Source organism: Desulfobaculum sp. SPO524 (assembly GCF_044987625.1).
Lineage (GTDB): Bacteria > Desulfobacterota > Desulfovibrionia > Desulfovibrionales > Desulfovibrionaceae > Desulfobaculum.
The window spans coordinates 715,466-729,332 of the sequence record NZ_JBJDSB010000002.1; the positions used below are offsets into that span (position 1 = coordinate 715,466).

Below are 13,867 nucleotides of genomic sequence, written 5' to 3' on the forward strand. Positions count from 1 at the left end.
ACGCCCGGCCATGGCCGGACTGCGGGACGCTACGCGGCGTCCGGATCGGTAAAGTGGTTCGTCCAGTAGACCAAGCGCTGGCAGTTGGGGCAGCTCATGATCTGTTCACCCTTTTGCAGGTCGTTGAAGGCCTGCGGGGGGATGAGGATGTGGCAGCCGCTGCAGACAGCCTCGTCCACGGGGACGATGACCGGATGGCTGATGCGGGCGCGGATGAACTCATAGCGGCCAAGCACGCGCGGCGGGACGACTTCGCACGCGGCGGCGCGGTCCTTCTGCAGCTTGTTCAGGCGCTTTTTGGCGGCAGTGGTGCGCTTTTTGAGCGTGGTGCTGTTTTCGTCCAGCTGCTTTTTCAGCTCTGCGCCTTCTTCCTCCATGGACGTCTGGAGTTCTTTCTGACGTTCCAGCTCCTCGGCGAGGGCGACTTTTTCTTCCTCGCGGGTGCGGTTGATCTTCTCCATGTTGTCCATTTCGCGCATCATGGCGTGGTACTCGCGGGAGTTCCCGGCCATCATCAGCTTGTCCTTGCTCTTCTTGATCTTTTCTTCGTTGCTTTCGATCTCGTCGGCAAGAACGCGCTGCTGGTGCAGAAGGATGTCGGTCTTTTCCTTGACCTGGTTCAGGCGCTCATTGAACTTTTCATACTTGTCCTCGAGCGCGGCGAGTTCCTTGGGCAGGCTCTCCAGTTCATTTTCCAGGGTGATGATCTCGTCATCGACTTTCTGCAGAACGATGAGCTGCTCGATTTGCTTGAGGTACATGCTCAACGGGGTATCCTCCTCGGCAGTTGCCTTTGGCGGCCGGCTGCCGGCTGCCGTGAATGTATTCAGTCCCTTGCGTAAGGGCTGTGATCACTTGTGTCGCGTGGGCCAGGGGCCCGTATGCAGAGAGAACGGCTCCGCCCCCGGAAAGAAACGGACGGTGGTGCCATCCTTTTCCATATCGGGGGCAAGCTCCTCGGCAAAGATGCGGGTCATAATCTCCTCAAGGGAGAAGTGCCCCACATCCACGGTGAATATATCCGATTCAAGCGCCAGATGGTACTTGATGTCGCCAGTGATGAAAACGTCGGCTCCGGTGGCTGCCGCTGCGTCAATGAGCGAGCCGCCGGACCCTGTGCAGTATGCCACGGTTTCCACGCGCTCGGGCGCAGCGCCGATGGACAGCAAAAAATCACGCTCAATCAGCCCGCCAAGGGTGGCGGCGAAGTCGTCCCAGCCAAGGGGCTGGGGCAGGCGTCCGGCAAAGCCGAAACCGGCGGGGTGCGCTTCGTCGGCGATGGTGGTCTCAATGATGGAGAGGTCCGTCAGGCCAAGGGCGCGAGCCAGCCATCCTGCGGGCCCTGCGGGCTGCACATCCAGCGAAGTGTGCGCCGCATAGAGCCACGCCCCGCGGGAGAGCACCCCACGGGCAACGTCCAAAAAACGGCCCGGAGTGTCCAAAAAGCGGGGCTGCATGCACAGGGGATGGTGGGTCAGGATGCACTGCGCGCCCCAGTCGAGGGCCTCGGCCACGGCGTGTGGGGTTGGGTCGAGGGTTACGGCGAGCTTGGTGATGTTGCGGGTTGTCCCGGCAATCTGCACGCCGCTTTTGTCCCATTCGGCCGCGCCGCAAAGCGGGGCCGAGCGTTCGATGCGGGCAATGACGTTCTGGATGTCCATGGTATCCCTCAAAAATAAAGGTGCTTCCCCTCTCTTCGCCAGGAGGAAAGCACCTGCTTATCGCATAGTGCCAGGGGAGGGCGCGGCGTTTTGGTCCTGCCTACGCGGCTTGGCCGGGGGCGGAGCCTGTGCGGGATGCAGCGCGTTGATGCTGGGCATCAGTCTCCCGGGGCATGGTGCGTCCGGTTGCACGTATTTTTGTCAACGCACCCAAAAAGCGAAAGATTCTTCAATCGGAACACCCTATCTCATAGCAAAAAGAAACCACCCACGCAAGCTGGCCGGGGACGCTGTGTGGCGTTTCCGGTGGCCTGTGCTGCGGGCGGAGGATGCCGAGCGGACGGTGTCTATGCCATACGCGGCGGGGCGTGGTCAAGGAAAGTGTGGGATTTCGGGCGTGGGGATTGGGCTGGGGAGCGGGCACGCGCAGGGAGGGCAGCGCAGGATTTCTTTGGCATATGGCACATGTGCATACATCCGGAAATCCGCCATGGCACAACTGGCCGCAAAGCGCAGGGGCGCTGTGGTCCCACGCGTGCAGCCAAACCCCAGACAAGGAGCAAAGGACACATGAGTGTTGATTCCACCATCGGCAAGGTCCGCTATGAGGGAAACGGGAGTGCCCGCCGGTTTCCCGTGGGCTTTGTCTACGACGATGCCGACCACCTGCGGTGCTATCTGCGCCGCCCTGTGGACAGCGGCAGTGGCGTTATGGAGCAGGTCGAACTGGTGCGGGGCGTGGATTATGCCCTTGAAGGCAACGGCGAGGCGGGCGAAGGGCTTGTGGAATATCCCCTCAGCGGCGACCCCATGCCCGCGGGCGAGTTGTTGACCATTCTTCAGTTTGTGCCCATCACGCAGGACCGCTCGTGGTCCAATGCCGACGCCATTGATGTGCGCGAGATTGAAAAATCCGACGACAAGCTCACGCGCATTTGCCTGCAGCTTCAGGAGGAGCTTGAGCGCTGCGTTAAGGTGGAGGTGACGTCCGATGACAACCCCCGTGAATATTTGAGCAAAACCCAGCACGCTTACGCCTCGGCCCTTGCCGCTGCGGACAACTGCGCCAGCGACGCCGCCACGGCCCGCACAGCGGCGGAAACGGCCAGCCTCGCGCAGGAATCGTGCACCAAGGACAAGGCGGAGGCCCGCCGCGCCAGCGATGTGGCCGCCGCAAGCAAAGTGCAGGCCCGTGTGGCGCAGGAGCAGGCCGCGCACGAGGCGGACTCGGCCCGGCAGGCCGCCGAGGCGGCAGCCCGCGCCCTTGCTGATGCGGGCGGCGCAGGGGAGCGCGTTCTGCACGAGGCCGTAACGGACCTTGTGACGGGCACGGCCTCGCGCCCGGCGGAGACGATGTGGTGCGTCACCGGATTGGATGCACGGGCCTGCGCGCGCAAGGGCACCATGGAAACGCCCTTCGGCACGGCGCTGTGCATCTGGCTGGAGGGCTTCCTGCACGGGTATGCCCCCGGCGACGAGATTGGCAGTCTGGAGGGCTTTGACGGCGACAAGCAGATAACGCTGTCGTGGGGCGGGCACCATTACCGGGTTATGCACTGCCTGTTGCACGAGCGGTTCCGCCAGACCCGTGTGACCCTGCACCCCATGTACACGTCCTATGGCTCGAACTACCCGACCAGCAGTGAAAATATGGTGCTGACGACCTGTGAGCGCCGCGCAGTGGGCAATGTGCCGCCGCATCACCGCATCCACCGTGAGCTGTATACCTCGGACCCGGTGCGGCTGTGCCTGCTTGGGGATACGATTTGGGACGATCTGTCGCGGAACTTCGTCTGGACCACACCGCCTGACGGCATCACCATGGATGAGGACCTGACCCTGCACCTGAGCGCCGATGGCGAGGTTGAAGTGACGGCCAAGGGCACGGCGTACAGGACGCAAAACCTTATGGAGCTGGACGTTCAACTGACGGCGGGTTCCATTCATGTGCTGATGCGGGATGCGGACGGGAACCTGCGCACGCGGGTGTGCGATATCCCGGCGGATGTAACGGGCAAGGTGCCGGTGATGCTGCCTGTTGGAGACAGAGAGGGCAGTATTGTCATCCGGACCGGCGCAGGGGGCGCGCAGGGGGCTGTGAAGGTGCTTGGCATTTGGCAGACCCTAGGCAAGGACGTCAGCCCCATGCCGCTTCTGCAGGGCGAGATGGAGCTTGAGTGCTCCGAAGGCGTTGTCTGGCACAAGGGCGACGGGGAGTACTACGCCGACTATGCGACAGAAGGCCCGCACATTGTGCGCCTGCCCGGAGCGCAATGGGGGCTGAGTTCCGGCACAATGTATTGTATGCAGGTGCGCATGCCAAAGTGCCCCGGACGTGCGAATCTGCGGACATCTCAGGCGCAAACTCTGGGCCGCCAGTTCGGAGAGGACATGCTGTTCACCTATACCCTTGAGTGTCCGCCGGACAAGGACATGTATCTGTGGCTGGAAGGTCCGGGGCGGTATAGCATCAGCGAGTTCCATTTCTATAAGGCGCCCGCCTTTCCCTTTGCCATGCCGGGGCGGCTCAATGCGGGGGGCTTCCTCGGCGGGGAGCTGGTCCCCGCAGCCGTCGCGCCCTGCGCCGACGAGGGCGGCACTGTGCGTCTGCGTCCCGGCCGCGGTATGGACCCCGCAGCCGCTGGAGCGCTTCGTTTTGTGGGCAACCGCGGGCAGGCATGGCAGGGGAATCTGGATGGTACGGGCGCTTTGGCCTGTCGCCGCGACCTTGACGCGGCAGAGTTGGAGTTTGCCGTTGGGGAGACGCTCCCGCGGCTGGATTTCGATACGCTGGACCATGCCCTGCGAAGCTGCGTGCTGTCTCATGAGGGGCGGGCGCGGCATAGGGCGCACCAGCCTGTGGACGTTCGGGACTTCCCGGTGCTGCTGCCGGGGCGCAGCGTGTGCGGCGTGATGGATGCCAGAGACGGTTTTGGCGGCGGCCTGCTGGCGGAGTTGTTTGACGTCCATCCCTCACCGCAGGGGCAGGACAATGCCGGTCTGCGCAGCGCGGCGGTGCGCCATACGCGGCTTGGGGCCGGGAAAAGACTGCCCTGCGACGGCGCGCCGTGTGTGGAGTATGCCGCTATGCCCGGCGGCGCCTTTGAGGCAGGTGTGGCCCTGTGGCCGTATTTGTCGGTGAAGGACGGCGAGTATTGGCTGGTGTGCCTATGGAAGGAGGTCCGCTGCGCACCCCTTGGCGGCGGCGACATTGCCGCGCATGAGGCGGGTGTGGTGGTTGTGCCGGACAGTGGTCCCCTGCAGGGGCAGAGCATCTGGGCGGGCACCGCGGCGGCAGCGGCCACCAACGCGACGCTTTTCCCTTTGCCGGATGGAGGCGTTGGCGTGATGAAGAACGGCCTTCTTGAGCCTTTGGCGGAGCACCGCATTATTGGGGGCAGAGCGCTGGACACGGGTACGATGACCGCGCGGGCGGGGAGCCGGGTTGTGCTTGTGGATGACGGCTTTGGGCACATGGTGCACGCGGGCAGCCTTGGCGTGCCCCTTGGCATTACGGCCACATCATAATGCGGGAAGGCCCGCACCGTACAAATGGCAACGCCGGACTGGAGCGAGGAACTCCAGTCCGGCGTTTTTTCGGGGGAGGACGTGCCCGAGGTTAGAACGTGCCAGTCAGCTTATAGATGCCGAACTCATGATGCCCAAGGCTTTCGGCCTTGGTCTTCACGCCGTTGCAGGCCTTGACCACAGCGTCAAAGAGCTCCTCGCCGATTTCCGGCAGGGAGGCGCCGTCGGTGATGATGCGGCCAGCGTTAACGTCGATGTTGTCGGGCATCTTGGCGTAGGTTTCGGGGTTGCCCGTCACCTTAACGACCGGCGCGATGGGATTGCCGGTAGGCGTGCCACGACCGGTGGAGAAGACGACGACCTGTGCGCCGCCGGCCACCATGCCGGTGATGGAGTCGATGTCCTGACCGGGGGTATTACCGCAAGATAGCCCTCCTAAAAAGGGAGGCCTACTGTAAGTGCTTTTTTGTGCCGGAGTATACGTCTTGGTACACATTTGGGGATATGGGGAGATCCTGGGGGCGGGATGTATAGCTAAAAAAACATAATCAAACCGGACGGATGGAGCATTCCTTCAATCAAAAACTAGCCTCCAACTATGTTCACTTGGCTTTCGGCCTAGGAAAGACTATATTTTAATTTCTAAAAAGAATCTAAACCCGGTTAGTCGATTATGAATTGCGCACCATTTCTACCGAGGGAGTCTATAAAACGTGAAAGGGAAAGATATCGTTGTATTCCTCAAGAACAATATCTCTGCATTGTTTATAATCCATTATTCCTGTCAAAACCTGAATGACGCAAACGAGGGATATTCTCCCCGAGTAACATCAATCGCTGTACTCCACATCGACAGCGACACCATGCACAGTTTCTCTATACATCTCGTTGCTGAAATTGAGAAAATCGAGCGCGACAAAATTTCTGATCACTATGATGAGCTTGAAGCCGAGATGCTCAAAAAATTCTTTACATTTGTCGGGGAACACCAAGATGCTTATTGGGTGCATTGGAATATGACCAACATCAACTATGGCTTCGAGGCGATCGAGCATCGGTATCGAGTGTTGACCAAAGAAGACCCACCACACATTGAAGACTCTAGACGCTACAACCTCTCCTCATTAATTCAAGCCGTATATGGAAAGAACTGTGTCGATCATCCTAAGATGGCCAAACTCATGGAGTTGAATGGAGGAAAGAATCGTTACTTTCTCACTGGGCAGGAAGAGGTGCAGGCCTTTGTCAATAAGGAATATATTAAGCTGCACAAATCTACCATGGCGAAAGCATACTGGTTCAAGAACATGTTCCACCGTTTGACGAAAGGGAAGGTGAACACGAAGCGATCCAATTGGCGGACCAAAATAAGCAGAGCGACAGAACATTGGTCAGCCAAACTACTAGGATTTGTTGCAGTCTTGTATACGATTATTCAGCTACTGGCATCAACATTTGGCTCTCTTAATGGGAGCTAGCACGACACCCCATAACGTGACCTACTAGGTTAGTCCTCAGACAGATTTTGGGGTACAGTCTCACGATGGAGGCCCCATGAAAGCTGCAGAGAAAGTCGCCCGCCAGCGTATGAGTGTGCTTGAGCTTGCAGAGAGCTTGGGAAACGTCAGCGAAGCCTGCCGGCGACGCGGCATGCATCGTAGTCAATTCTACGAGTATAAGCGGCGTTTCCAGACTCATGGCCTTGAAGGGCTCAAAGATCTGCCGCCTATTCCGAAGTCCCACCCTTTCACCACCTCCGAGGAGGTGGTCAAGCAAATCTTGGAATTGAGCCTGGCTCATCCTGCTTGGGGGTGCGTTCGCCTTTCCAATCAGCTCAAACTCATCGGTGTTTCGGTGAGCTCCCCTACCATTCAGAACATCTTGATCAAGAATGGCATGGGCACCAAGTACGACCGCTGGCTTAAGCTAGAGCAGAAGCAATCTGGCGAACCCATTGAATTATCGGGCGAACAGGTCGCTTTCATTGAAAAACAAAATCCCGTTTTTAAAGAACGACACGTCGAGAGTTCTCGCCCTGGGGAGCTGTTGTGCCAAGACACCTTTTACGTGGGACGTCTCAAAGGGGTGGGGCGAGTTTACCTGCATGTCGTCGTCGATTCCTTCTCAAGCTATGCCTTCGGCTTTCTGCATACCAGCAAGCGGCCAGAGGCTGCCGTTTCCGTCCTGCACAACGACGTCATGCCGTTCTACGAGGAAAAGGAAATTGTCGTTTCCGCTGTCCTTACTGACAACGGCAGGGAATTTTGCGGAACCGAGACCCATCCATATGAACTCTATCTGTCCCTCAACGAGATTGAACACCGCCGTACCAAGGTGCGGTCACCTGGGACAAATGGCTTTGTCGAGCGGTTTAATGGCACTGTACTTGATGAGTTCTTTCGAGAAGCCTTCAGAACAACGCTTTATGAGACCGTAGAAGCACTCCAGGCCGACCTGGACACCTAGCTGACCTACTACAATACTGAACGCTCGCACCAAGGGTATAGGAACATGGGACGTCGTCCCATAGAAACCATTAACGAGTACCTCGAATCTGTCAGAGAAGAACGTTAGTAGGACAGATGAGCAAAACTCGCAGGACATATCGGGAAGAAGTTCTGGATTTCTATCTCTTCAATACGTTGAACGAGGTCCAAGAAGTCACGGGGAACTGGATCAAGGAGTATAATGAAGAGCGTCCTCACGGTACCCTTGGCAAGATTATGTCGGTGGAGTTTACAGATACACGTTCTTCCTAGAATGTATCTACTTATGGGCGGCACTAACTTGGGGAGGTTTACAATTGTCTGTTTGTTTTTAAAGGCAGTCCCGTTAGGGGCTGCCTTTTTACGTGCCCATGCCATATAGCATTCTTTGGATTAATCAAAGATTGAGAGATGAGCTTTTAATGCGTTGTGAACAAAGATGTTTAAATTAAAAAGAATTTCATCGTCGCCACGGAATGAAAACCTCATTCTATTTCTGTTCGTATTGATATTCCCTATGACACCAATTCTGAAAAGATCTTTAAGTACGTCTTTGAGTTTATGCTTTTTAAGTAATTCATAAACATCAGTATAGTCATCGGCAGCTTTTTTAGATCTTGTTTCGATTTCAGAAAAGGTCAATATTTGCCTAAAGCCATAGAATATGTATTTAATGCCATCAATTTCTTGTGATTGGTATTTTGTCTTTAACTCTTCAGTTAATTCCACCCAAGATGAAGTAGAGTAGGTTTTTCTTACAGTTTCTAAGCTTTGAATATCAAATTCGGTGTTGTCGGGATATTGGTCTTGAATAGATATAAGTAAGCGGACAATGTCGCGAGGCCTATACCATGTGTTGTGTAAGATATAAATTTCCGGTGTTTTGCCATGGATTTCTTCGGGAAAATACTGCTCCCATACTTCCTGTGAGGATAAGGGAGGTAGTTCGTTTTCAACCCTTGCGGCATTTATTCGTTTTTCAATTATTGAAAGCAAAGGTTGTTGGGCGGCGGACAATCCTGGACGGTTCCAAAGGATTGTGGCACCAAAATCACCTATAGGTTTGTTTATTTCTTTGCCTAGCGAATGAATTGAGGTGAGAACCTCGGAGCGAATTGCCGCATAGAGACAAAGCTCAATGCCCTTAGATTTTGCTAGTGCGTTGATTTTTTCAACAGACACTATTAAATCTCTAACTAATTGTGTATCGCGTTGAAATTTCTTTTTTGTTTCATAGTTTAGTTCCAGTTCATCGAAAAAGATATTCAATCGTTGTGTGTCAGGCTCAAGTTGTTCAAAAAAATGGTCCGCTTTGCGAACTAGATCGTTAAATTTGATTTTAGCTTTCTCTTCGTGGTCCCACTCTAAGTCAAGTTGCAAATGGGGGGTTCGCGAAATTTTAACCTGGCCTCGACGAATTTTGGGAATAAGTTTAGAGAAACCATTGTTCTCATCATCAGTTTTTGTCTCAACAAGCGATAAAAATTGGGAAAGAGTGTTGTTGTTCTGGAAAGTTTTTACATTGTCCTCGCGAATCGTTTGGGCAATTTTTTTATATATAAGCCAACGCCATATTGTTTCGAAGTCATTTCCTTCGAAGGATTGGCTGTTTTCTTCAACAAGTTGAACGCGAACCGCATTTGCAAAGCCTTTTCTTGTGTCTTCATCAATTTGAGATTTAAAAAGAACGAATTTGCAGATAGAATTTTCCCTTTCTTCTAATGAAATTGATATGTAACGTAGCAATGCTGTTTTACCTGTGCCCTTAAGGCCTACAACATAATATTTTTCTTTTGTTAGAAATTTGGGAACCGAGAGTGATGGAGGAGTAACAAAAGAGTCTGTGAAGCGTCTGATCTCTTGAGGTGAGTAGGTAAGTAATTCATTTTTGGCATCAGTGTTGCCAAAATGGAAGTCGTTTAGGGTAAGTCGTTTGTAAGTCATGCTTTCTCCAATATAGCTAGTGCAGTCATTTTGTTATATACCCTTGGGCGTTTTAATAATAAAAGCCACCTTAAGCAAGGGGCTGCAGTATTTAAAAAACTATGTCTAAGGGGAACAATTCGGGTGGTTGGCTTTTCTGTCCTTTGATTTGTCGAAAAAAGGTAGCGGAAACGAAAAAAAGCGCGAGTCGGAAGAGGTCCGGCGCGCGCTTTTTCGTGGTCGTGGGGAGGGGTGATCCTGCCACACAAAAGTGGGCCATCAGTTAATATAACCCCAAAAAAGTGGAACGGAATTACGATAAGGAGAATAGGCTTTGTAGATTGGACTGCACGTCAGGGTAGCCACAGGGTAGCTAAAAAAGGGTTTAGAAAGATTTGCATCTCTCTAAACCCTTGGGATTGCTGGTGGACCAAGTAGGATTCGAACCTACGACCATCCGGTTATGAGCCGGGGGCTCTGCCAACTGAGCTATTGGTCCCTTTGATGTGCGAGCGGGTTCTATAGCTGCAAGAATTCCGCTATGTCAAGGATTTGGTCGCGAGGGGCAGGAGTTTTCCTGCTAGGAAGCGGCTTCCTTGGCGGTTTTCTTCACGTGGTTTATGGCTTGGCGTGCGGCAAGCGCGCCTTCGCCAACGGCCACGGCTATTTGCAGAAAACGCCCAACGCAGTCGCCCGCCGCGTAGACGCCGGGGAGGTTGGTGCGCTGGTTCTCGTCGCTCTTAATATAGATGCCCTCGCGCTCAAGGCCAAGGGTCCATGCAAAGTCACTGGCCGAGGCCTCGCCCATGGCGATGAAGATGCCGTCTACGGCAATGCTTTCGCCGTCGTCAAAGATGGCGCGTTCCAGGGCGGGGGAGCCTTCAAGGGTGGTGACTTTCTTTTCAATGATGGGGATGCCCGCTTCGTCCAGCCGGGCGCGGAAGTCGTCGGTCATGGTCAGCGCTTTGCCCTGCGAGCACAGGGTGACGTCGCTGGTGTAGTTTTTCAGCTCAAGGGCTTGGTTGACGGCGTAGTTGCCTTCGCCCAGCACCATCACGGGCTTTTGCTTGTAGAAAAAGCCGTCGCAACTGACGCAGTAGGAGATGCCCTTGCCGTCGTAGTCGTCCAGATTGGAAATGCCGGGGCGCACGCGGGAAACGCCAGCCGCAAGGATGACGGAGCGCGCCATAAAGGTGCTGTGCTCGGTTTTGACCTCGAACGCGCCGTCCATGCCATGGTGGATGCCCAGCACGCGCTCGGTGACGAGGTCCGCTCCGAACCGCTCGGCCTGCTGCCGCCCGCGGGCCATGAGTTCAGAGCCGGTGACCGTCTCGTCAAAACCAAAGTAGTTGTCGATGTCGTATTCCCCGTCAATTTTCGGGGGCATGCCGACAACGACTGTCTTTATGCCTGCGCGGGCCGTGTAGATGGCGGCCGAAAGACCGGCCGGACCTTGGCCCACGATGAGCGTGTCCACAGATTGTGCAGTCGGGAACATGTCAACCTCCCGGAGTTGTTTGTCAAAGGTACCGGATAGGATAAGACATGCCCCGCTTCTGTCAACCGCCTTCCGCCGCAGGGCACCGCGCCGCGCGCGGCGGAAGGGAGCCGAGACGCGCTAGGCGTACTGCTGGGTCTGCGGCAGCGGCTTCACGCGCCGCGCAAGGTAGATGAAGGGCGTGTCCAGCGCCGCCACAAAGGCCTTGAACAGGTACGTCGTAAACACGATTTCCCAAAAGACATTCATCTCAAACACGCCCCAGAAGGCGATGAAGCAGAACACCACGGAGTCCAGCAACTGGCTGACAAGGGTGCTGACGTTGTTGCGCAGCCACAACAGCTTGCCGCCGGTGCGCTCCTTGAGCCTGTGGAAGGCCCAAACGTCGTGGGACTGGGAGATGATGTAGGCCGTGAGGCTGGCAAGGGCCAGACGCGGCATGAAGCCGAAGATGGCCTCAAGGTGCGGCTGGGCGAAGTCCTGCGGCGAGGGAGTAAACTGCAGCGCCAGCTGCATGTAGCCCGTCATAATGACAAGCGACACAAAGCCGAGCAGAACGCCGCGTTTGGCTTCCTGCTTGCCGTAAAACTCGCTCAGCAGGTCGGTGGACAGATAGACGCTGGCGTACAGAATGTTGCCAAGCGTGGTGGTCAGCCCGAAAAGCTCCACGGTCTTGATGACCTGAAGGTTCCCGAGGATGAGGTTGAAAACGATGAGGGCGTACAGCCCCGGACGACCAAAATGCCGGAACAGGAGGACCACGAGAGACAGGTCAACCACGGCAAAAGAGAGCCAAAGAATCTCGTTCATTGTTGTCTCCGGAGTTAGATTTAGAAGGAGGGCGGCCTCCTTCCCGGCGGGATTGCCGGACGGCGGGAGTAGTATCCCCCTTGCCGCTGGTGGTCAAGTCTTTGCTTGCCTCTGCACGCACTGTACACGAAAAGGGCCGCGACACGAAGTGCCGCGGCCCGGTGTGGTTTTGTGAGGGATGAAAGGGTTAGTAGCCCGTTTCGCTCTGTTCCTGCCCGTCGTCCTTGGGGCAGCCGCGCGTGGTGCAGACCATGTTGCGGCCCGAGGCCTTGGCCAGATACAGCGCGCGGTCGGCCTGACGCAGTATGTCGATATTCTTGCGGAATCCGCCCGGAGCGAGGGAGGCGACGCCGATGCTGGCCGTCACCGTAAAGTCCCGCCCCTTGTGCGAAAAGCGCATGCGGGCAATCTTGTGGCGCAGGCGTTCGGCAAGGTTCCACGCCTTGTCCTCGCTGGTGTGCGGCAGGATGACCGCGAACTCCTCGCCGCCGTAGCGTGCGGGAAAGTCCATAGAGCGCAGCGTTTCCTGAAGCAGGGCGCCAACCTCGCGCAGGACAAGGTCGCCCGCCTGATGGCCGTAGGTGTCGTTGATGGCCTTAAAGTGGTCAAGGTCCAGCATAAGCAGTGAGATTTCCTGATTATACCGCTGGGCGCGCTTGAGTTCATCCACCAGATGCTCGTCAAAATACTGACGATTGTAGATGCGGGTCAGGCCGTCGTGGTCCGCGCGGATTTTGACCTCGCGGTAGAGCAGGGCGTTTTTGAGGGCAAGGCCAAGGTGGTTCACGGCGGAGTGCAACACGTCGCGCTGTTCCTTGCCAAGGCGGACCGGCTCCTTGGTGAGCAGGGCCAGACAGCCGAAGTCGATGCCGCCCGCCTTGAGCGGCAGCAGCACAACCTGTCCGGGGCGCGGGGAGAGGTCTTCGCCCTCGTCGGTTGTGGCGGCGTCCATCAAAAAGGTGAGCTGGTAGCTGTCCACATGGCTGCCGGACAGCTTGGCCGCCGTTTTGAGCATAAGCTCCACCCACGCTTCCTGCACGCTGTTGTGCTCATGAAAGGCGAGGAACAGCTCGGCCTCGATGTTCTCGCGGCCGTTTTCGGTCCAGAAGATACACTGCGCGGCCTGTACCGGCATCAGCATGTTCAGGTCCTGCCGGGCCTGCGCAAGGATGGTTGCGGGGTTCAGGCTTTCCACGGCGCGCGTCATGATGCGGTTCAAAAACAACAGGTAGCTGTTCTTGCGGGAAAGAATCTCGCGTTCGAGGGAGATTTCCCGCGTCATGCGCATAATGTCGTCGTAGAGGTTATGTACCTCAATGCCCTTGACGAGGGTGTCCTGAATGCTGGCGGCCTTCAGCGGCGAGGTGACCATGGACAAAAATCCGTGGTCCAGAAAGACCTCCGGCGAGGGCGCGTCCGCATTGGCACCGACAACCATGACCTTCTGCGTGGTCTCCCAATCAAGGATGGCGGCCTTGCGGTCGTCGTCCAGCGTGGTCCAGACGCCATAGTCAATCCAGACGAGAAAGGGCTGTTCGCGTTCAACCTGTCCGTTTTCGGGTAAGGCAGTGCCGGGCCAGTTGAGCAGTGTGTAGCTGTCTCCAGCTTCGGCTTCTATTTTTTTACGGTCAATGTCGTTGAGGCCAAAGCCCCAGAGGACGGTGCGGTTGTCATTATGTTGCATGTGCGGTCCCCGCTGATGATGGAATGGAGTTCCTGTCTGGAGGCCAACGAAGCAAAAACGGGGCCAATGGCGGGGAATGCCGCATAACGCGCGGGCTTGGCGGGGGCGGCGGCGAGGGGCCTAGTGTCGCAGAGTCCGGGGAGCGTTGAGTTTTTGACGCTGGGGCGCGGTGAAAAGGTGCGTTTTTCTGGTATGGTGGACGGGAGGAGTCGTCACCATCCGCCGGGACGGGGCGGACGGATTTGCCCCATACCCCTAGGCCAGAATGAGGAGAACC

General features: G+C 56.3%; 10 protein-coding genes, 1 tRNA gene and 1 pseudogene. 4 read left to right on the forward strand and 8 right to left on the reverse strand.

All coding sequences use genetic code 11. The features are described 5' to 3' along the window. Positions 1-29 precede the first annotated feature (29 nt). Together ACI3L3_RS08850 and ACI3L3_RS08855 are read right to left on the reverse strand one after the other, a co-directional pair. On the reverse strand, positions 30-761 hold the full coding sequence (locus ACI3L3_RS08850) for a zinc ribbon domain-containing protein (RefSeq protein ID WP_404844749.1): 732 nt from the start codon (positions 759-761) through the stop codon (positions 30-32). A 90-nt stretch (positions 762-851) separates the two neighbouring features. Beyond that, positions 852-1,661, reverse strand: a complete 810-nt coding sequence (locus ACI3L3_RS08855; RefSeq protein WP_404844750.1) for a Nif3-like dinuclear metal center hexameric protein — start codon at positions 1,659-1,661, stop codon at positions 852-854. Between the two features lie 570 nt (positions 1,662-2,231). On the opposite strand from ACI3L3_RS08855, the gene ACI3L3_RS08860 reads away from it, so the two are divergent. Further along, a complete protein-coding gene (locus tag ACI3L3_RS08860; RefSeq protein ID WP_404844751.1) occupies positions 2,232-5,189 on the forward strand; it encodes a hypothetical protein in 2,958 nt (985 codons plus the stop codon). A gap of 91 nt (positions 5,190-5,280) precedes the next feature. Here ACI3L3_RS08860 and ACI3L3_RS08865 read toward each other — a convergent pair whose 3' ends face one another. Then, positions 5,281-5,685, reverse strand: coding sequence for a hypothetical protein (locus tag ACI3L3_RS08865; RefSeq protein ID WP_404844752.1), 405 nt, complete (start codon positions 5,683-5,685; stop codon positions 5,281-5,283). A gap of 217 nt (positions 5,686-5,902) precedes the next feature. Here ACI3L3_RS08865 and ACI3L3_RS08870 point away from each other — a divergent pair, with 217 nt between their 5' ends. The 3 genes and pseudogenes from ACI3L3_RS08870 to ACI3L3_RS08880 all read left to right on the forward strand — a co-directional run bounded on the left by ACI3L3_RS08870 (position 5,903) and on the right by ACI3L3_RS08880 (position 7,948). Continuing rightward, positions 5,903-6,667, forward strand: a complete 765-nt coding sequence (locus ACI3L3_RS08870; RefSeq protein WP_404844753.1) for a hypothetical protein — start codon at positions 5,903-5,905, stop codon at positions 6,665-6,667. Between the two features lie 76 nt (positions 6,668-6,743). Then, a pseudogene (locus ACI3L3_RS08875) lies at positions 6,744-7,763 on the forward strand (IS481 family transposase). An 8-nt stretch (positions 7,764-7,771) separates the two neighbouring features. Continuing rightward, positions 7,772-7,948 (forward strand): integrase core domain-containing protein, encoded by a 177-nt coding sequence (locus tag ACI3L3_RS08880; protein WP_404844754.1) that lies wholly within the window; start codon positions 7,772-7,774, stop codon positions 7,946-7,948. 120 nt (positions 7,949-8,068) lie between these two features. Here ACI3L3_RS08880 and ACI3L3_RS08885 read toward each other — a convergent pair whose 3' ends face one another. The 5 genes from ACI3L3_RS08885 to ACI3L3_RS08905 all read right to left on the reverse strand — a co-directional run bounded on the left by ACI3L3_RS08885 (position 8,069) and on the right by ACI3L3_RS08905 (position 13,590). Beyond that, positions 8,069-9,619 (reverse strand): P-loop ATPase, Sll1717 family, encoded by a 1,551-nt coding sequence (locus tag ACI3L3_RS08885; protein ID WP_404844755.1) that lies wholly within the window; start codon positions 9,617-9,619, stop codon positions 8,069-8,071. A gap of 402 nt (positions 9,620-10,021) precedes the next feature. Next, positions 10,022-10,097 (reverse strand) — tRNA-Ile (locus tag ACI3L3_RS08890). An 81-nt stretch (positions 10,098-10,178) separates the two neighbouring features. Next, positions 10,179-11,096 (reverse strand): NAD(P)/FAD-dependent oxidoreductase, encoded by a 918-nt coding sequence (locus ACI3L3_RS08895; protein ID WP_404844756.1) that lies wholly within the window; start codon positions 11,094-11,096, stop codon positions 10,179-10,181. A gap of 120 nt (positions 11,097-11,216) precedes the next feature. Further along, positions 11,217-11,906 carry a queuosine precursor transporter gene (locus ACI3L3_RS08900; RefSeq protein ID WP_404844757.1) on the reverse strand — a complete coding sequence of 230 codons (690 nt, stop codon included), beginning with the start codon at positions 11,904-11,906 and terminating at the stop codon, positions 11,217-11,219. Positions 11,907-12,093: 187 nt separating this feature from the next. Beyond that, a complete protein-coding gene (locus ACI3L3_RS08905; protein ID WP_404844758.1) occupies positions 12,094-13,590 on the reverse strand; it encodes a GGDEF domain-containing protein in 1,497 nt (498 codons plus the stop codon). Positions 13,591-13,867 lie beyond the last annotated feature (277 nt).